This window comes from Exiguobacterium flavidum, assembly GCF_003344535.1.
GTDB lineage: Bacteria > Bacillota > Bacilli > Exiguobacteriales > Exiguobacteriaceae > Exiguobacterium_A > Exiguobacterium_A flavidum.
On the sequence record NZ_QPKS01000008.1, the window covers coordinates 14348 to 31932 of the forward strand.

Consider the following 17585-nt stretch of genomic DNA (forward strand, 5'->3'; position numbering starts at 1 on the left):
TTCGCGTTTCAGGAGATGACTTCTTCTCCCGTCAAATCGATATGTCCTTCGCCCCACGCGCACATGGCGTCAAGAATCGGGCGGAGAGACCAGCCATATTCGGAGAGAGAATAGACGACTTTCGGCGGAACCTGTTCATAGACCGTCCGAATGACGACACCATCCTCCTCAAGCTCGCGCAACTGTTGCGTGAGCATTTTTTGCGTGATGTTCGGCATGAGTTTCTTCAGTTCGCTCGTCCGTCGCTCCCCCTTGATCAAATGACACATGATGACGACCTTCCACTTGCCTCCGATGACTTGAAGCGTGGCCTCGACCGGGATGTTATACGGCATGGTTCCTCTTCCTTTCCTTTCGCTGACTGACCGGGACAGGCACTTTTTAGTGCCTATCGCACTTGAAAGTGCGTACTTCTCAATCTTGTTCGATGCGCCTATGATAGCAATTGTAATCGAAAAGTACAAGCGCATCCGGTATGTTGCATCGTTCAGGGACACAAGGGTACTTTTTAGTACCTATAGCACTTCAAAGTACGTACTTCCCTTAGCGACTAAAGTGCAACTATACTGACTGCATGCCAAGCAACACGGCAAACGGAAAGACGGGCGGGCCCCCTGCTTCCGAAGCTTCGACTTCTCGATAGTCACTTACGACGATACGCAGAACTATTCATTCATATGGAAACACAAGGAGGACTTTACTATGAATCAACTGAACCCAAGAACGGACCAGGAACAGGTCCCTAAAAACGGAGGACTCGCGCTGCTCGCCCTCGCCATCAGTGCGTTCGGGATCGGGACGACCGAATTCGTCCCGGTCGGTCTGCTTGCAGCTATCGCAAAAGACTTGAACATCGGAATCACACTCGCCGGTCTGATCATCTCGGGCTATGCGATCGGTGTCGCAGTCGGTGCACCGATCTTGACTGCATTGACGAACCGCATGAACCGCAAGACTTTGCTCATGGCGCTGATGGTCATCTTCATCGCCGGAAACCTCGTCTCCGCCATGTCGACAAGCTTCGAACTACTCATTGCCGCCCGGTTCATCACGGCATTCTCGCACGGTGTCTTCTTCTCGATCGGTGCGACGATCGCCGTCCAGCTCGTCCCTGCACATAAAAAAGCGAGCGCCATCGCGCTCATGTTCACAGGACTAACCGTCGCGACCGTCACCGGCGTCCCGCTCGGCACGTTCATCGGTCAATCGTTCGGATGGCGCGCGACATTCTTCGCCGTCGCAGCGCTCGGTCTCGTCTCGATCATCGCAAGCTTCTTCCTGATCCCGAAAGACTTGAAGCAATCGCCCCCGGCCAAGTTCTCAGACATGTTCAAACTGTTGACGAACGGTCGGATCATGATCGGTTTCCTCATCACGGCACTCGGATATGGCGGGACTTTCGTCGCCTTCACTTACTTGACGCCGATCATGCAGGACGTCACGCACATCAGCCCTAAACTGATCAGCATCATCCTGCTCGTCTACGGAATCGCCGTCGCGATCGGCAACTATGTCGGCGGTAAGCTCGCAAACCATAACCCGGTCAAAGCGTTGTTCTATATGTTCATCATCCACGCCGTCGTCATGATCGCTATGTCGTTCATGATCCCGTTCAAGGTCGCAGGTATCATCGGAATCATCCTGATGGGCTTGCTCGCCTTCATGAACGTGCCAGGCCTTCAGCTGTATATCGTACAGCTCGCTGAAAAATATGTGCCTGCCGCAGTCGATGTCGCCTCAGCACTCAACATCGCAGCATTCAACGTCGGAATCGCACTCGGGGCGACGATCGGAGGCATCACGGCAGATACGATCGGTCTCGTCCACACCCCTTGGGTCGGCGGTATCATGGTCATCCTTGCCGTCATCCTGACAGCCGTATCCCGACGTCTCGAACAGCAGTAAGCAAGGAGGAAACATCATGTTCGAACACCACAAAAGTCATCAACGCATGTATCAGGAAGGCGAGCTGACGCTCGGTCTTCACGTCCCGCTCGAGAACTTCAAGTCACGGACGCCGAAACTCGAGAAACAGGTCGAACTCGCAAAAAAAGCGGATCAATACGGATTCACCGCCCTCTGGTTGCGTGACGTCTTGCTGAAGGATCCATACTTCATGGATCCTGCGGTCGGACAGATCTACGACATGTTGATCTACGGGACGCATCTGCTCGGGCAGACAAGGGACATCGCGCTCGGCACTTCCGCACTCGTGCTTCCGTTGCGGCACCCTCTTCGTTCCGCCAAAGAAGTCGCGACGATCGAGGCGCTCTTCCCGGAACGCTTGATCCTCGGGATCTCTTCCGGCGATCGCCAGGCGGATTTCCACGGCCTCGGCATCGATCACCCGAGCCGCGGCGAACAATTCAAGGAATCGCTGCGTGTGATGGAAAGTGCACTATACGAAAATTATCCGCATATCGAATCGCCATACGGTGATGTCGAGGGCGCGACCCTCGTCCCCCGACCGAAGACGCGAATCCCAACGATGATCACGGGGTTCGCCCAACAGGACATGGACTGGATCGCTCGAAACGGGGACGGCTGGATGTACTATCCGCAAGCTCCTCAGGCACAGGCGAACGCCGTCGCCCATTGGCGAAGCGCGAGCGTCGAGGCCGGAACGAAACGCTTCCGCCCTTTCTCGATGCCGATGCACCTCGACCTTTCGAAAGATCCGGACGAGCTGCCGACACCGATCCGGCTCGGCTTCCGCGTCGGACGAAACCGGCTGATCGAGTTGCTCAAGGTCTATCGTTCGATCGGCGTCAACCACCTGTTCTTCGCGCTGTTCGACAGCGAGCGACCGGCCGAGGAAGTCATCGACGAACTCGGGACATACGTGTTGCCGCACTTCCCGCCCCATCATGCGTGAGGAGGTGACAGCATGACTGTCCGAATCGACGAGAAAGGCGTGAATACGAAACCACTCGAATACGCATCAAACTACCTTGGTTCTTCATTTGAAATACAAATCATTCAGGTCCTTTTGCAGTCACCGCAATCCTTCGAGGAACTGCTGGTCAGATGGGGATCACCACGAAAAAAGCTGGCGCATTCGCTGTATACCCTGGAGGAACGCGGGGTCGTCGAGAAATCGGTCGCCTCCCTCTACGGATTGACACGTCTCGGCTACAGTTTGCAACCGATTTTCCACTCCATCGACCGATGCATCGGGCACCCTTCGTGATTCGTCCGACTCGGGAAGTGGAAGAAATACGCCGAACTTAAAAAGAACGAGGTCCACTCAGGAGAGTGACCTCGTTCTTTTTGTCATCCATCATGTTCTCCAGCAGCGATTATGTTCAGAACAGCCGCTTCGACGTCTGGTAGTTCTTGTTGCCACCGGACAGATTATAGACGTCCGTAAATCCGAGGTTGCGCAGGACGTTCTGCGCCGCGTTCCCCGTCACCCCTTTGTTACAGTAGACGACGGTCGGACTTGCCGGATCAAAATCCTTCGAGCGTTCGCGCAACTCGCCGAGCGGAATATGGACCGCTCCGTCGACGCACGACTTCTCGAACTGCGCCTTCGAACGCGTGTCGATGACCTGGATCTTCTCGCCTGCAGCGATCCGCTTCGCGAGCTGCTGCGGCGTGATCAGGCGCGCCCGCTTCTTGATCGCGTTGTCGAGCGCCATCCCGGTGTAGAGCACCGGATCCTTCGTCGTCGCGAACGGCGGTGCGTAGGCGAGGTCGAGGTGGAACAGGTCCCCTGCCTTCGCCCCGAACGTGATCGCCGTCGCGAACACGTCGATCCGCTTGTCGACGCCTTGCGGACCGACGATCTGCGCCCCGAGAAAACGTCCCGTCGCGCGGTCCGCGATGCCTTTGATGACCATCTCTTTCCCGCCGAGATATTCCGGACGGTCCGGTTTGATGTTGTGGAGGACCTCGACATCGAAGCCGGCTTCGATCGCGTCCCGCTCTGTCAGTCCGGTCTGTGCGACTGTCAGGTCGAACGCCTTGAAGATGCCTGTCCCGAGGACTCCGCGGTGTGCCGCATCCTCACCCGTGATGACCTGGCCGGCGATCCGTCCCATCTTGTTCGCCGTCGAGCCGAGCGGACGGTAGATCGCCTCGCCCGTGATGACGGAGAAGCTCTCCGCGACGTCACCGACGGCGTAGACGTCCGGTACATTCGTCTGCATGCGTTCGTTGACGGCGATCGCGCCGGTCTTGCCGACTTCTACGCCGATCTGCTTCGCGAGTTCGACGTTCGGCTTGACGCCGACCGACAGGATGACGAAGTCGGTCATGATCCGCTTTCCGCTCTCGAGTACGACTTCCTTGACCATCTCTTCGCCTTCGAGCGCGACGACCGTCTCGCCTGTCAGCACATCGACACCTTTCGCCTCGAGATGTTCCTCGACGCGGCAGGCCATGTCGGAGTCGAGCGGCGGCATCACCTGTGGCAAACGCTCGATCAGCGTGACATCGATGCCGCGGTATGTCAGCTGCTCGGCCATCTCAAGACCGATGAATCCGGCGCCGATGATGACGGCCTTCTTCGGATCCGTCGCTTCGATGTGGCTGCGGATCGCGTCCGCGTTCCGGATGTTTCGGACACTGAAGACGTTGTCCGCGTCGACGCCCGGGATTGGCGGGACGAAACTCGAAGCGCCTGTCGCGAGGACGAGCGTGTCGTAATCATCTTCGAACGTCTCCCCTGTCTCGAGGTTCTTGATCGTCGCCGTCTTACTGTCATGATCGACTTTGACGACCTCATGACGCGTATGGATGTCGATGTTATGACGCTTCTTGAACCACTTCGCATCGCGCGGCGTCAATTCGTCGATGTCTGCGATCTCGCCGCCGACGAAGTACGGGATGCCGCAGCCGGAGTAAGAGATGTCGTAGTCGCGGTCGTAAATCGTGATGACCGCGTCCTCGTCATTACGTCGTACCTTCGCGCCGACCGATGTCCCGGCAGCGACCGAACCGATGATGAGCAGTTTCATAAGATATTCCTCCTATTAGTAAAGTAACAGACTGATATAGAGACCAAGCAACGTGAACGCGAGAGTCGGCACCGTCAAAATCGTCCCGATCTTGAAATATTGTCCCCAGCCGATCCGGACCCCTTTCGAACGAAGGACATGAAGCCAAAGTAGCGTCGCGAGACTGCCGATCGGCGTGATTTTTGGTCCGAGGTCGGACCCGATGACGTTCGCGTAGATGAGCGACTCCCGGATCGCGCCGGTCGTCTGCGTCAAGTCGATCGCGAGTGCATCGATCATGACGGTCGGCATGTTGTTCATGACAGACGACAGGATGGCTGCGAGGAAGCCCATTCCGAACGTCGCAGCGGCGAGATTGACTGAGAACGAATCAATCAGACTCGCGAGCAGCCGTGTCAGTCCCGCGTTCTGCAGACCGTAGACGACGACATACATCCCGAGCGAGAAGAAGACGATCGCCCAAGGTGCACCGCTGACGACCTTCCGTGTCTCGACCGCGCTCGAACGGCTCGCCATCAACAGGAAGAACGCTGCGATGAGACCGGCGACGAGACTGACCGGTACGCCGAGCAAGTCGCTCGTGAAATAACCGAAGACGAGCAGTCCGAGGACGAGCCAGGACAAACGGAACATCTTCACATCCTTGATCGCGTCGACCGGCCGTTTCACGTCCTCGAGCGCATACGTCTTCGGGATGTCCTTCTTGAAATAGAGATAGAGGACGAGCAGGCTGCCTGTCACCGAGAACAGGTCGACGAAGACCATCCGGGCCGCGTACTCCGCGAACCCGATGCCGAAGAAATCGGCCGATACGATGTTGACGAGGTTCGAGACGATGAACGGCAAGCTCGCCGTATCCGCGATGAAGCCGGATGCGAACACATAGGCGAGCACGACGTAATCCGGGAGTTTCAGTGCCCGGACCATGGCGAGGACGATCGGCGTCAGGATGAGCGCCGCACCGTCGTTCGCGAATAAAGCAGCGACGACGGCACCGAGCAGCGTCATATAGATGAACAGCTTAACGCCTCCCCCGCGCGCGATACGTGCCATATGTAGTGCCGCCCATTCGAAGAAGCCGATTTCGTCCAGAATGAGCGAGATGACGATCAGGGCGATGAACGTGAACGTGGCGTTCCAGATGATTCCCCAGACCGTCCCGACGTCCGCCCAGTCGACGACGCCGGTCAGGAGAGCGACGAGCGCCATCCCGACGGCCGAATAACCGATTCCGAGGCCTTTCGGTTGTTTGATGATCAAGAACAAGGTGACGAGAAAAATTCCCGTCGCGAGCAATTGCAAATGCGACATGACTTCACTTCTTTTCTTAATTGATATGTGGTGTGACTAGTGACTCTTAGGGATTCACAAACGTTTTGCTTCAGCAGCCGCAGGCAGGGCTTAGTGCCGGCTCCGATTCGAGCCCTTTCAGGATTTGCAGGACGATCCCATACTGTGGATGCGCCTCGTTCAGCCGGTAGTAGATCCACTGCCGGTCGCGACGCTCGAGGATCACTTCCGCCGTCTTCAGCACCTTCAAATGCCGGCTGATCGCAGGTTGCGAGATATCGAACATCTCGACGAATTCACAGACGCAATGTTCCTTTCCCTGAATGCGTCGGATGATCTCAAGGCGCGTCGAATCACTGAGCGCCTTCAGGAATTGGCTCATCGCCTCGATACTCTGTTTTTCACGCATGGTTTTCTCCCCCATCTCCGTTACGCATCGAACTGTATCGCAGAATAATGCATATAATCATTTCGTTATATACTATAATAGGTGTAGGAGAAAATTGCAATTTTTTAAGGAAGGTGATGCGGAATGGTCATTCGACCTGTAGAGAAGAAGGATTTGCCTGCCGTTCTGACGATTTACAATGAAGGAATCGAGGACCGGATCGCGACGCTCGAGACGAAGGTGAAGGACGCCTCCTTCATCGACAGCTGGTTCGACGAACGGACGGACGTCTATGCGGCTTTCGTCGCCTGTGACGGGGACGAGATTCTCGGATGGGTCGCCCTGAATCCTTACTCGCCACGGGACTCCTACTCCGGGGTGAGTGAACTGTCCGTCTACATCACGCGGACACACCGCGGTCAGGGCATCGGCAAGCAGCTGTTGCGCGTCATCGAGGAACATGCCGTCAGCCGTAAGCTCCATAAGATCATCCTGTTCACCTTCCCGTTCAATAAGCTCGGTCAGCGCCTCTATGTACGGGCCGGTTATCGGATCGTGGGCACGTTCAAGGAACAGGGGCGCCTGAACGGCTATTATGTCGATGTCATGGCGATGGAGAAGATTCTTCCGAATGGGGAAGTATGACATTCCCCATGATTTCTGAAGACGAAAAATGCGCCTTGCCGAAATTGGAATCGGTAAGGCGCATTTTTCGTCTCAGCTCTTAGCTTCTTTTTTTTCTGGATACCGCTCCTTCCGATGCTGAAACGCCCCGTACGTAGCGGTAAGAAGGCCTCCTAGTGTTCCTGCGACAAGGTCCGTCATCGTGTCGATGTTGCCGTTCGCCTGCATCGTCGTGTTGAGCACGATGTCGGACGTGAACTCGTATAATTCCCAGAGCGCAGCTCCCGCCATCGACAACCCGAGGATATAGATGAGGACGAAACGCGTCGGCAGCTCGAGGCGTGTCTCTGTATCGAGCCGGTGCAAAAAGTCGATCGCGAGGAAGGACAGGAAGACACCGCTCAGGACGTGGAGAAAGATGTCCCACCAGCCATTTCCGTAAAGTCCGACGATCGAGCCGAGATATTGCGAAGCGAACAGAAACAGGATGTAGGCGATCTTCAAGGCAGTATCGAACTCGAACTTGAAGAAGCGCTCGATCAGCATCGGGATGAGTCCGCAGAAGACACCTGCTGCAGCCACGCTCGCATCGAACATCTCCCCTTGCATGAGTGCGACGATGAGCATGATCAGCATGAAGACGACGAATCCGATTTCAAGACCGCGAACCGGCGTGAACGGCATTTCCTTTCCTCCTCTCGGCTAATCAAGGCGCTTCAGACGGAACAATGCTATATTTGTCAAAAAGGAGTGATTCTCACATGCAAATGCGTCCATTCGGTTCGCACGACTTTCAAGTGTCCGCCCTCGGATTCGGTGCCGGGCATATCGGCGCAGACGGGATGACGGACCAGGAAGCCAGCTATCTCGTCCAAACCGTCCTCGACCGCGGCATCAACCTGCTCGACACGGCGCGCGGCTACGGCAAGTCGGAGATACGCATCGGCCAGGCCTTGAAAGGGCGCCGGGATTCTGCCATCCTTTCGACGAAGGTCGGCTACGACGTCGCCGGTCAGGAAGACTGGACATACGGTGCCGTCTCCGGCGGTATCGATCAAGCGCTCCGCCTGATGCAGACGGATTACATCGACATCGTCCATCTCCATTCTTGCACCCGGGACGTCCTCGCCCGTGGAGACGTGATCGAAGCGCTAGCGCAAGCGAAGCAGGCAGGAAAAATCCGCGCGATGGCATACTCGGGCGACGGCGTCGACCTCGCCTATGCGTTCTCGACCGGTGCGTTCGACAGTTTCCAGACATCCGTCAACCTGTTCGACCAGCGCGTGACGGACAGCTTGCCGCAGATTGCGGCGAAGAAAAAGGCGGTCATCGCGAAACGTCCTCTCGGCAATGCGCCGTGGCGCTTCGCAGAACGCCCGGCCGGCCACTATGCAGAAGAGTACTGGTTGCGATTCCAAGCGATGGGGCTCGAGTTGAAGGAGTCGTCGTGGCTCGAGACGGCACTTCGTTTCACGGTGTTCGAACACGGTGTCACGTCAAGCATCATCGGGACGGCGAACCTGTCCCATCTCGACGCGAACCTCGCGCTCCTCTCGAAGGGGCCGCTTCCTGAAGCGCGCGTCAACGAGCTGAAACAAACCTTCAAAAAACACGATCAAGACTGGGTCTCCCAGGTCTGACAAGGCTGCTCTCTCGAGCAGCCTTATTCTTTTACTTCAAGCGCTTCGATCAGTCGCTCGGTCTCCTCGGCATCCAGTCGTCCGACGCCGCGATCCTCACTCGTCAGGATCGCGCGGTTCATTCCCTCCACCCAAATCCGCCACGTCTCCACTTCAGCGTCCTCATGATGAATTTCCAAGCGCAGATTTTCCGGTGTCGCCACCTCAAAACGTTTTCTTGCGCTCCACTCGATCTTCTCGAGCGGAGCTTCGATGCGTTCGATCTCTTCATCAGATGTATACGTTTGAATGTGGTATCCCCTGCCGTCGTAATACTCGACCTGCCGCAATTCGAGCGGTTCCGTCCTGAAATTCAGATAGAACAGGACCGCCCCGGCGAGTGCGAGGATGGAGAGGATCGCCAGCAGTACCTTACCACTGGTGGACATGCCGTTTGCCTCCTCATGCACCAACCTGAACCGTTCCTTCTTTTAGAAAATGTTCCCGCTTTCCTCTCAACATATGTCAGGTTACGAACGGAGAAACAAAAAAACCTTCCCGATCACCGGGGTGTGTCGCTCGCGAGCAACGAGTAGGAATAGACGTCTCGCGCCGTTCCACCCTGTTGAAGATAACCGCGCAATACGCCTTCGCGGACGAAACCGTTCTTCTCGACCGCACGCTGGGAAGCGGGATTGTCACACGTGATGATCGCCCCGATCCGCTCCATCCCTGTCGAAAAACCGTAATCGACGACCGCACGGATCGCCTCCGTCACGTACCCCATCCCCCAGTGATCGGGGTTGAGCTCATAACCAATCTCCGTCCGTTTGTGATACGGGTTCCAGGCGTTGAAGCCGGCCGTCCCGATCATCTCGCCCGTCTCGCGCAACGTGATCGCGAAGCGGATTCCTCGTTTTTCCGCGAGCGCATTTCGGAACGATTCCGCGATCCGGACGCCCTGCTCTGGATCAGTGAACGGCTCCATTCCGTAATATTGCGTCACCTCCGGTTTGCTGAAGTTTTGATACAGGAACTCCGCATCCCCCTGCTCGATTTCACGTAGCCGAAGACGTTCGGTTTCGAGAATCGGAAACACCGCTTGCTCTGACATGTCTCTCATCCCCCTTTTGTTCCTTTCATTCTAGTGGAAGCCTGTCATTTTTACTTTTTTTTTCGAAAACGTTGTTTGAGACGATTTGAGACCGTGGTATAGTCTAGACAACGAAACAAGAACATTTGTTCTGTAATGAAAGGGATGAAGAGACATGTGGGAGTTCGACCGTTTGCCGGCGAGGCGTGTATTTTGTGTCGACAGCGTCTCTTTTTACGCCAGTTGCGAGTGTGCTTACCGCGGATTGCCCCCCTTGACGACGAAGCTTGCCGTCGTCGCGGACATCAGAAGGAGCGGATCGGTCGTGCTCGCCGCCTCCCCCGCCTTGAAGAAGCTCGGTATCAAGACAGCGAGCCGTCTCTATGAGATCGAGCGCCTGCCTTGGCAGGAGCGCCGGGAGATCCACCTCGTCGAGCCACGGATGCTCGCCTATATGAAGACGTCGGTCGCGATCACCCACATCCTGCATCAGTTCGCCCCGCCGGAAGCGATTCGTGTCTATTCGATCGACGAGACGTTCGTCGATTTGACCGGCACGGAGTCGCTCTGGGGCGACGATGCGCACGCCGCACAGATGATTCGCTCGACCATCTTCCAGCAGACCGGCATCCCGACGACGATCGGGATCGGACCGAACAACGTCATCGCGAAGATGACACTCGATTTAATCGGGAAGAAGACAGGCGTGGCTTCATGCGGATACGCCGACGTCGCCCGCCTGCTCCACCCGTTTCCGGTCGAGAAGATGTGGGGCGTCGGACGCCAGATGACGCAGCATTTGAATCGGCTCGGCATCGAGACGATCGGTGACCTCGCACATTTTTCGCTCCCGCTCCTTCACGACCGCTTCGGCGTGATCGGCGCCGAGCTGTGGCACCATGCATGGGGATTCGATGCGTCGCCGACGCTCCTTGATCCGCGAACCTTCTTTGGTTCCTCGCTGCATCGCGACCGGTCGATCGGTCACGGCGTGACACTGATGCGCGACTATTATCGTTTCGAGGAGGTCCGTCTCGTCTTGAGCGAGCTTTGCATCGATGTCGCGGCACGGGCTCGACGCTCAGGGAAGGCCGGATGGACGGTTCATCTCGGGGTCCGCTATTCCCGGACCAGTGATAAGCGTGGATTCTCCCGTCAACAGAAGCTCCCCTACCCGACATCGGATGAACGAATGATCCTCCATCACGCCCTGACGCTGTTCGAATCCTCGTTCGTCGAAGGGGAAGCGATTCGTTTCCTGTCCGTCTCGCTCGGGAAACTCGCCGACGACGGCGGGATGATGCAGCTGTCGCTGTTCGAGGACAACGGACGGAAGTGGCGGCGGCGACGCCTGCTGCGTGCAATCGACGCCGTCAACGGCCGTTACGGAAAAGGGACGTTGCGGATCGCATCTTCCTTCCTCGATACGAGTGTCGCGAAACGCCGGCTCCGTTTCGTCGGCGGGCACAAGGGAGGCGACCTGCCGTGACGCGCTATGAGGACCGCGGTAATTTGAAGTGGATCCCGTTCCTGATGCCGGAGCACGCCGCGCTTCTGCGCGAATACTACGTACGCGTCCAGAAGCTGGAGATGCCGGCGATCGACGAGCAGCTGAAGGAGTGGTGGGCGCGTGAGCTCGAGCAGGCACTGATCGACGGGACGGAGACGCGCATCATCTACTTCGAGGACGGCGGATACCGGACGGCGTCCGGCTTCGTCGAACAGGTCCGTCAGGAGGAGGAAATCCTTGTGATCCGCTCCTCTGAGAGACAGGAAATTCCGCTCGCGCGAATCATCCGAATCGAAACGGGGTAGAGCCAACTAAAGACGCGCTATCCATCCTAATCGAAAGAAAGAAGGAATCATCCATGCTCGAATGGTTCAGCTCACTGCCTGTCGTCGTCCAGGCGCTGCTCGCGGGGACGATGACGTGGGGATTGACCGCGATCGGGGCTACGCTCGTCTTCGTCTTTACGACGATCGAGCGGCACATCATGAACATGATGCTCGGGTTCGCTGCCGGTGTCATGATCGCCGCCTCCTTCTGGTCGCTGCTCGCCCCGGCTATCGCCTTTACCGAGGAGGCTGGAGGCATCGCCTGGCTCCCTGCGACGATCGGATTCTTGGCAGGCGGCGCCTTCGTCCGCCTGCTCGACTTCGCGACGCCTCACCTTCATCTCGCCTCCCCGATCGAGAAGGCGGAAGGACCGTCGACGAATCTGAAGAAGACGACGCTTCTCTTCCTCGCGATCACCTTACACAACATCCCGGAAGGTCTCGCGATCGGCGTCGCTTTCGGGGCAGCAGCCCTCAACATGGAGGGAGCGACAGTTCTTGGAGCGTTTGGTCTCGCACTCGGAATCGGGATCCAGAACATGCCGGAAGGCGCGGCACTCTCGATCCCGCTGCGCGGCGAGGGATTATCACGGGCAAAGGCGTTCCACTACGGACAAATCTCAGCCGTCGTCGAACCGATCGCCGCGATGATCGGCGCGGCAGCCGTCTATTTCGTCCAGCCGATCCTTCCGTATGCACTCGCTTTCGCGGCAGGAGCGATGATTTTCGTCGTCGTCGAGGAACTGATCCCGGAATCGCAGGCAGATGACGGATCAGACCTCGCGACGATCGGCCTGATGGTCGGGTTCGCCGTCATGATGATTCTCGACGTCGCCCTCGGATGAAAGAAAAGAAGCGTTCGTACATGTCCTTGAGGACTGCGTACGAACGCTTCTGCATGTTCATTTCCTTAAAATCCGCATCGCGTTCAAGACGGCGAGCAGCGTGACGCCGACATCGGCGAAGACCGCTTCCCACATCGTCGCGATGCCGAAGGCGCCAAGCGCTAGGAAAATCAACTTGACCCCGAAGGCGAAGCCGATGTTCTGGTAGACGATTCGGCGTGTCTTGCGTGCGACGTCGAGCGCATCGATCAGCTTTTTCGGCTCGTCCGTCATGAGGACGATATCCGCCGCCTCGATCGCCGCATCGCTCCCGAGTCCGCCCATCGCGATGCCGAGATCCGCCCGGGCAAGGACCGGCGCGTCGTTGATTCCGTCCCCGACGAAGGCGACCTTCTTGCCGTTCGTTCGCGCGAGAATTTCTTCGAGCCGCTCGACCTTCTGATCCGGCAACAGCTCCGCATAGAACCTGTCGATCCCGATTCGCTCGGCGAGCGCCTGAGCCGTCTCGTTCCGGTCGCCTGTCAACATGATCGTCTCGCGGATGCCGATGTCCTTCAAACGGAGGAGCGTCTCCTTGACATCATCCTTCAAGCGGTCGGCGATCTCGATCGCACCGAGGTACGCTCCGTCACGCGCGACATGGACGACCGTGCTTGCACCGTCGATGTCGAGCGGCGAGAGGCCCAGCTCGCGGAACCAACGGCCGTTGCCGGCCCGGATCACACCGTCCGGGAACGTCGCCTCGATACCGGACCCTGCCACTTCACGGTATCCTGTTCCGGTCTTGTCGATGTCCTTCCCATATTCCTTCATGATCGAGCGCGCGATCGGATGGTTCGAGGCGTGCTCGACTTGAGCCGCAACCTCGAGCAATTCCGACTCTGTCACGCCCCGCGGATGGAGCGCCGTCACTTCGAAGACGCCGTGAGTCAGCGTCCCTGTCTTGTCGAAGACGACCGTGTCGATATCATTGAGCGCCTCGAGATAGTTCCCGCCTTTGACGAGTACGCCGCGCTTCGAGGCCGCCCCGATTCCGCCGAAGAAGCCGAGCGGGATCGAGATGACGAGCGCGCACGGACAGCTGATGACGAGGAAGACGAGCGCACGGTAGATCCAGTCGGAGAACGTCGCTCCGTCAAGGATGAGCGGCGGGACGAACGCGAGCAACGCCGCGATGACGACGACCGCCGGTGTATAGACGCGGGCGAACCGCGTGATGAATTGTTCCGTCTTGGCTTTCCGGCTTGACGCATTCTCGACGAGGTCGAGGATTTTCGCGACCGTCGATTGTCCGAACGTCTTCTCGACCTCGATCAACAGGCGACCGTCCGTATTGACGAATCCGCCGAGGACGGAATCCCCTTCGCGGACGCGTCGCGGGACCGACTCCCCGGTCAGGGCAGCCGTGTCGACGAGCGCCTCACCCTCGAGCAGGCGGCCGTCGAGCGGGATTCGTTCTCCCGGCAGGACGACGATCCGTGTCCCGATGCTCACCGATTCCGGCGAGACGACCGTACCATCCTCGAGCATCGCCCGGTCCGGCCGGATGTCCATCAAACCGGCAATCGATTTGCGTGACTGGTCGACCGCCCGGTGCTGGAAGTATTCGCCGATCTGATAGAAGAGCATGACGGCGACGCCTTCCGCGTATTCGCCGATCGCGAACGCCCCGAGCGTCGCGATGACCATCAGGAAGTTCTCATCGAACACCTGGCCGTGCCGGATGTTCCGGACCGCCCGGACGACGACGTCACCGCCGATCAGCGCGTAGGCGATCAGGAAGAGATACAGTTCGACCGCAGTTGGCGCAAGAAACGCTGAGGCATATGCGACGACCCCGATGCCGTACCGGATCATCGTGCCTCTCCCGAAGTGATCATGATCGTGTTCATGGCTGTGGACGTGCTGATTCGTCGTTTTCTCATCTTGGTCCGATGCGAGCGTCACACCGGGCTCGAGCTCCTTGACCCGCCCGATGATCCGCGGATAGACTTCCGTCCGCGCGCTCCCTTCCTGATACGTCACGAACAGCTTCTCTCCCGCAAAGTCGAGGTTCGCTTCCGCGACGCCGTCGAGCGCCTGGATTCCACGTTCGACCTTCGCTGCGCAGTTCGCACAGTCGATGCCCTTGATGACCACTTTCTCCTTCTGTCGTTCCATTTATCTCACCCGCCTCATTCAAATGTTCGTTTGATTATAAATTCATCATACGCCTATCCGGACGAAACGACAACCCCTATTCCCTCTCATCCTTGAGAATGATATTTGCGAATAGGATGGTTTCCATTTCATTAAAATGATATGGTTTTACGTAGAATATAATGGATAAGGGAGAAACATAATGGATATCTTTGAATTACTTAAAGCGCTCCTGCTCGGCTTCGTCGAGGGGATGACTGAATTCGCGCCCGTCTCGTCGACCGGACATATGATCATCGTCGACGACATGTGGCTGCAGACGCAGGAGTTCCTCGGGAAGTACTCGGCGAACACCTTCAAGATCGTCGTTCAGCTCGGATCGATCCTCGCCGTCGTCGTCGTCTTTTGGAAACGGCTCTTCAGCCTCGTCGGTCTCTATAAGCTCGAAGGCGAGCATGACGCGACCGGCACGCACAAGCTGAAGCTGCGCCACGTCTTGATCGGTCTGCTTCCGGCAGGCGTCCTCGGCGTCATCTTCGAGGACGTCATCGACGAAAAACTGTTCTCCGTCGAGACGGTCATCATCGGACTCGCCGTCGGTGCGTTCCTGATGATCGCAGCCGACAAGCTCGGACCGAAGGAGATCAAGACCCACACGCTCGATCAGATCACCTACAGACAGGCAGCCTTGATCGGTCTGTTCCAGTGCCTTTCGCTCTGGCCCGGCTTCTCGCGCTCCGGTTCGACGATTTCGGGCGGTGTCTTCCTCGGTCTCAACCACCGGACGGCAGCGGACTTCACGTTCATCATGGCCGTTCCGATCATGATGGGCGCGAGCCTGATTTCCCTCGTCAAGAACTGGGAGTACATCAACGCAGGCGACTTCGGCTTCTACGCCGTCGGTTTCGTCAGCTCCTTCATCTTCGCCTTGCTGTCGATCCGCTTCTTCCTGAAGCTGATCAACAAGATCAAGCTCGTCCCGTTCGCCATCTACCGGCTCGTGCTCGCAGCAGTACTCGCGTTCATCCTCTATACATGAGGATGAACGTTTTTTGTTTTTCCATGAAACTAATTTCTGGCGAATATGGGTATAGAAGAATTGTAGTCAGAAAAAGAGAAGGAGTGAATGCTAGTGGCACGTCGCAATCGAAGCGGATCGAAACTTCCGCTGATCATCGGAATCGCAGTCGTCGTCCTGATTGCTTTCCTCGCAATCGGACAGTATAACAACCTGGTCAATCTCGAAGAGGACGTCGACAACAAGTGGGCCCAAGTCGACAATCAGATCAAACGCCGGGCTGACCTCATCCCGAACCTCGTCAACACAGTCAAAGGAGTCGCGGGACAAGAACAGAAAGTTTACGGGGATATCGCGAAGGCACAGGCTAGCCTCGCGCAAGCCGCAACGACGGAGCAGACCATCCAGGCCGATCAGCAGGTGACGACGTCACTTCGCGGATTGATCGCCCTGCAGATGACCTATCCTGAATTGAAGTCGAATCAGCAGTTCCAGGCATTGATGGACAGCTTGGAGGGGACGGAGAACCGTCTCGGAATCGCGCGCAAGGATTACAATGACGTCGTGACGACGTATAATAAGAAACGCCGCAGCTTCCCAACGAGCTTGTACGCAAGCGTATTCGGCTTCGAGAAGAAACCGTACTATGAAATCTCGGAAAGCGACCGGGAAAACCCGACCGTCGATTTTGAAAGTGATTCGCAATGATTTGGCGTCGGACGCGTCTGTTCCTTGCCGCGTTCCTCGTCCTGTTCATGACGGCTCCAGTCGCGCAAGCGGTGACAGAGCGAACGGGAGCAGCCTTCTTCATCCAAGATGATGCCAACATCCTCTCGGCAAGCGAAGAAGCAGAACTCGCCCGGCTCGGCGAAGAGCTCGAGCGGTATACGACGGCACAAGTCGTCTTGAAGACGGTGCCTGACCTGAAGGGCCAGGATCTCAGCACTTACGCGAACGAGACGTTCCGTGCACAAGGAATCGGTCAGGAAGGTGCAGACAACGGCGTCCTCGTCGTCGTCGCCCCGAACGAGACGTCACGTAACTTCCGGATCGAGGTCGGCTACAAGATGGAAGGCATCATCACCGATACGACGGCAGGTCGCATCCTGGACGAGAATGCCGTCCCTTACCGTGAGACCGGTGAATGGAACAAGGCAGCGGCTGAAACCTACAAAGCCGTCGTCAGCGTCGTCTCGAAGGAACAGCCGCTCGAGGCTTCCGACCCCGCACCGCAATCCGAAGGCGGACTCAGTTTCTGGACGAAGGTACTGATCGGTGCAGGACTCGTCCTGTTGATTTTCCTCGACATGAAGTTCACCGGCGGCATGTTCTTCTTCGCGATTCTCAACATCCTCTCGTCCGTCCTGCGGGGCGGCGGGGGCGGTGGCGGAAGCCGCGGTGGGGGCGGAAGCTCCGGCGGCGGCGGCGCGGAACGCTGAAACCAGAAAGGAATCGATGCATGTCAGTCATCCAGTTCATCACGATCTATTACCTGCTCTTCTCCCTCATCGGATTCGTCTCGATGTGGCAGGATAAGCGAAAAGCACGAAACGGACAGTACCGCACGCCGGAATCGACCTTGCTCGCCATCGCCTTCCTCGGCGGCGCGCTTGGGACGTTCGTCGCGATGCAGACCTTCCGTCATAAGACACAAAAAGCGAAATTCCAGTTGCTCGTCCCGCTTGCGATCCTGTTGCATGCGACGGGCTGGATCCTCGCGACACGTTGAGGCACTCGGGTCTTCCCCTGAGTGCTTTTCTTTTTCCATTATC

At 57.4% G+C, this 17585-nt stretch carries 20 protein-coding genes; 12 read left to right on the forward strand and 8 right to left on the reverse strand.

Annotated elements, in window-relative coordinates; genetic code table 11:
* Nucleotides 1-8 precede the first annotated feature (8 nt).
* The gene (locus tag DFG60_RS08885; protein WP_114571412.1) at nt 9-335 is read right to left on the reverse strand and encodes a winged helix-turn-helix transcriptional regulator; all 327 of its coding nucleotides are present in this window, start codon (nt 333-335) and stop codon (nt 9-11) included.
* A 367-nt stretch (nt 336-702) separates the two neighbouring features.
* On the opposite strand from DFG60_RS08885, the gene DFG60_RS08895 reads away from it, so the two are divergent.
* Genes DFG60_RS08895 through DFG60_RS08905 form a run of 3 tightly spaced genes read left to right on the forward strand, consistent with a single transcriptional unit; the run spans nt 703 to nt 3190 of the window.
* Nucleotides 703-1905, forward strand: coding sequence for an MFS transporter (locus tag DFG60_RS08895; RefSeq protein ID WP_114571414.1), 1203 nt, complete (start codon nt 703-705; stop codon nt 1903-1905).
* A 16-nt stretch (nt 1906-1921) separates the two neighbouring features.
* The gene (locus tag DFG60_RS08900) at nt 1922-2875 is read left to right on the forward strand and encodes an LLM class oxidoreductase (protein ID WP_114571415.1); all 954 of its coding nucleotides are present in this window, start codon (nt 1922-1924) and stop codon (nt 2873-2875) included.
* A gap of 12 nt (nt 2876-2887) precedes the next feature.
* Complete coding sequence (locus tag DFG60_RS08905; RefSeq protein WP_114571416.1) at nt 2888-3190, forward strand: winged helix-turn-helix transcriptional regulator; 303 nt, start codon at nt 2888-2890, stop codon at nt 3188-3190.
* Between the two features lie 115 nt (nt 3191-3305).
* Here DFG60_RS08905 and DFG60_RS08910 read toward each other — a convergent pair whose 3' ends face one another.
* The 3 genes from DFG60_RS08910 to DFG60_RS08920 form a co-directional block, all read right to left on the reverse strand.
* Nucleotides 3306-4961: an FAD-dependent oxidoreductase gene (locus DFG60_RS08910; protein WP_114571417.1), complete on the reverse strand. Its 1656-nt coding sequence runs from the start codon at nt 4959-4961 to the stop codon at nt 3306-3308.
* 15 nt (nt 4962-4976) lie between these two features.
* Nucleotides 4977-6272: an arsenic transporter gene (locus DFG60_RS08915; RefSeq protein ID WP_114571418.1), complete on the reverse strand. Its 1296-nt coding sequence runs from the start codon at nt 6270-6272 to the stop codon at nt 4977-4979.
* Between the two features lie 70 nt (nt 6273-6342).
* Nucleotides 6343-6660: an ArsR/SmtB family transcription factor gene (locus tag DFG60_RS08920; RefSeq protein ID WP_114571419.1), complete on the reverse strand. Its 318-nt coding sequence runs from the start codon at nt 6658-6660 to the stop codon at nt 6343-6345.
* Between the two features lie 123 nt (nt 6661-6783).
* Here DFG60_RS08920 and DFG60_RS08925 point away from each other — a divergent pair, with 123 nt between their 5' ends.
* The gene (locus tag DFG60_RS08925; protein WP_114571420.1) at nt 6784-7284 is read left to right on the forward strand and encodes an arsinothricin resistance N-acetyltransferase ArsN1 family A; all 501 of its coding nucleotides are present in this window, start codon (nt 6784-6786) and stop codon (nt 7282-7284) included.
* 72 nt (nt 7285-7356) lie between these two features.
* On the opposite strand, the gene DFG60_RS08930 is transcribed toward DFG60_RS08925, so the two are convergent.
* On the reverse strand, nt 7357-7947 hold the full coding sequence (locus DFG60_RS08930; protein WP_114571421.1) for a hypothetical protein: 591 nt from the start codon (nt 7945-7947) through the stop codon (nt 7357-7359).
* Between the two features lie 77 nt (nt 7948-8024).
* Between DFG60_RS08930 and DFG60_RS08935 the strand changes: the two genes are divergently transcribed.
* Nucleotides 8025-8903: an aldo/keto reductase gene (locus DFG60_RS08935; protein ID WP_114571422.1), complete on the forward strand. Its 879-nt coding sequence runs from the start codon at nt 8025-8027 to the stop codon at nt 8901-8903.
* 23 nt (nt 8904-8926) lie between these two features.
* Here DFG60_RS08935 and DFG60_RS08940 read toward each other — a convergent pair whose 3' ends face one another.
* Both DFG60_RS08940 and DFG60_RS08945 read right to left on the reverse strand, forming a co-directional pair.
* The gene (locus DFG60_RS08940) at nt 8927-9331 is read right to left on the reverse strand and encodes a hypothetical protein (RefSeq protein ID WP_114571423.1); all 405 of its coding nucleotides are present in this window, start codon (nt 9329-9331) and stop codon (nt 8927-8929) included.
* 113 nt (nt 9332-9444) lie between these two features.
* A complete protein-coding gene (locus DFG60_RS08945; protein WP_198661574.1) occupies nt 9445-9996 on the reverse strand; it encodes a GNAT family N-acetyltransferase in 552 nt (183 codons plus the stop codon).
* A 154-nt stretch (nt 9997-10150) separates the two neighbouring features.
* Between DFG60_RS08945 and DFG60_RS08950 the strand changes: the two genes are divergently transcribed.
* From DFG60_RS08950 to DFG60_RS08960, 3 genes are read left to right on the forward strand one after another with little or no spacing between them, the layout of a single operon-like run.
* Nucleotides 10151-11464, forward strand: a complete 1314-nt coding sequence (locus DFG60_RS08950) for a Y-family DNA polymerase (RefSeq protein WP_114571424.1) — start codon at nt 10151-10153, stop codon at nt 11462-11464.
* Nucleotides 11461-11790 carry a YolD-like family protein gene (locus tag DFG60_RS08955; RefSeq protein WP_114571425.1) on the forward strand — a complete coding sequence of 110 codons (330 nt, stop codon included), beginning with the start codon at nt 11461-11463 and terminating at the stop codon, nt 11788-11790. The genes DFG60_RS08950 and DFG60_RS08955 overlap by 4 nt, the downstream gene beginning before the upstream one ends.
* Nucleotides 11791-11843: 53 nt before the next feature.
* Nucleotides 11844-12656, forward strand: a complete 813-nt coding sequence (locus DFG60_RS08960; RefSeq protein WP_114571426.1) for a ZIP family metal transporter — start codon at nt 11844-11846, stop codon at nt 12654-12656.
* A 57-nt stretch (nt 12657-12713) separates the two neighbouring features.
* On the opposite strand, the gene DFG60_RS08965 is transcribed toward DFG60_RS08960, so the two are convergent.
* Entirely contained in the window at nt 12714-14816 is a 2103-nt protein-coding gene (locus tag DFG60_RS08965) for a heavy metal translocating P-type ATPase (RefSeq protein WP_114571427.1), read from the reverse strand.
* A 181-nt stretch (nt 14817-14997) separates the two neighbouring features.
* On the opposite strand from DFG60_RS08965, the gene DFG60_RS08970 reads away from it, so the two are divergent.
* The 4 genes from DFG60_RS08970 to DFG60_RS08985 all read left to right on the forward strand — a co-directional run bounded on the left by DFG60_RS08970 (nt 14998) and on the right by DFG60_RS08985 (nt 17542).
* On the forward strand, nt 14998-15834 hold the full coding sequence (locus tag DFG60_RS08970; RefSeq protein WP_114571428.1) for an undecaprenyl-diphosphate phosphatase: 837 nt from the start codon (nt 14998-15000) through the stop codon (nt 15832-15834).
* Nucleotides 15835-15921: 87 nt separating this feature from the next.
* A complete protein-coding gene (locus DFG60_RS08975; RefSeq protein WP_232818685.1) occupies nt 15922-16521 on the forward strand; it encodes a LemA family protein in 600 nt (199 codons plus the stop codon).
* The gene (locus DFG60_RS08980) at nt 16518-17252 is read left to right on the forward strand and encodes a TPM domain-containing protein (RefSeq protein WP_114571430.1); all 735 of its coding nucleotides are present in this window, start codon (nt 16518-16520) and stop codon (nt 17250-17252) included. The genes DFG60_RS08975 and DFG60_RS08980 overlap by 4 nt, the downstream gene beginning before the upstream one ends.
* Before the next feature lie 20 nt (nt 17253-17272).
* Nucleotides 17273-17542 (forward strand): DUF1294 domain-containing protein, encoded by a 270-nt coding sequence (locus DFG60_RS08985; protein WP_114571431.1) that lies wholly within the window; start codon nt 17273-17275, stop codon nt 17540-17542.
* The last annotated feature ends 43 nt before the right edge of the window (nt 17543-17585 follow it).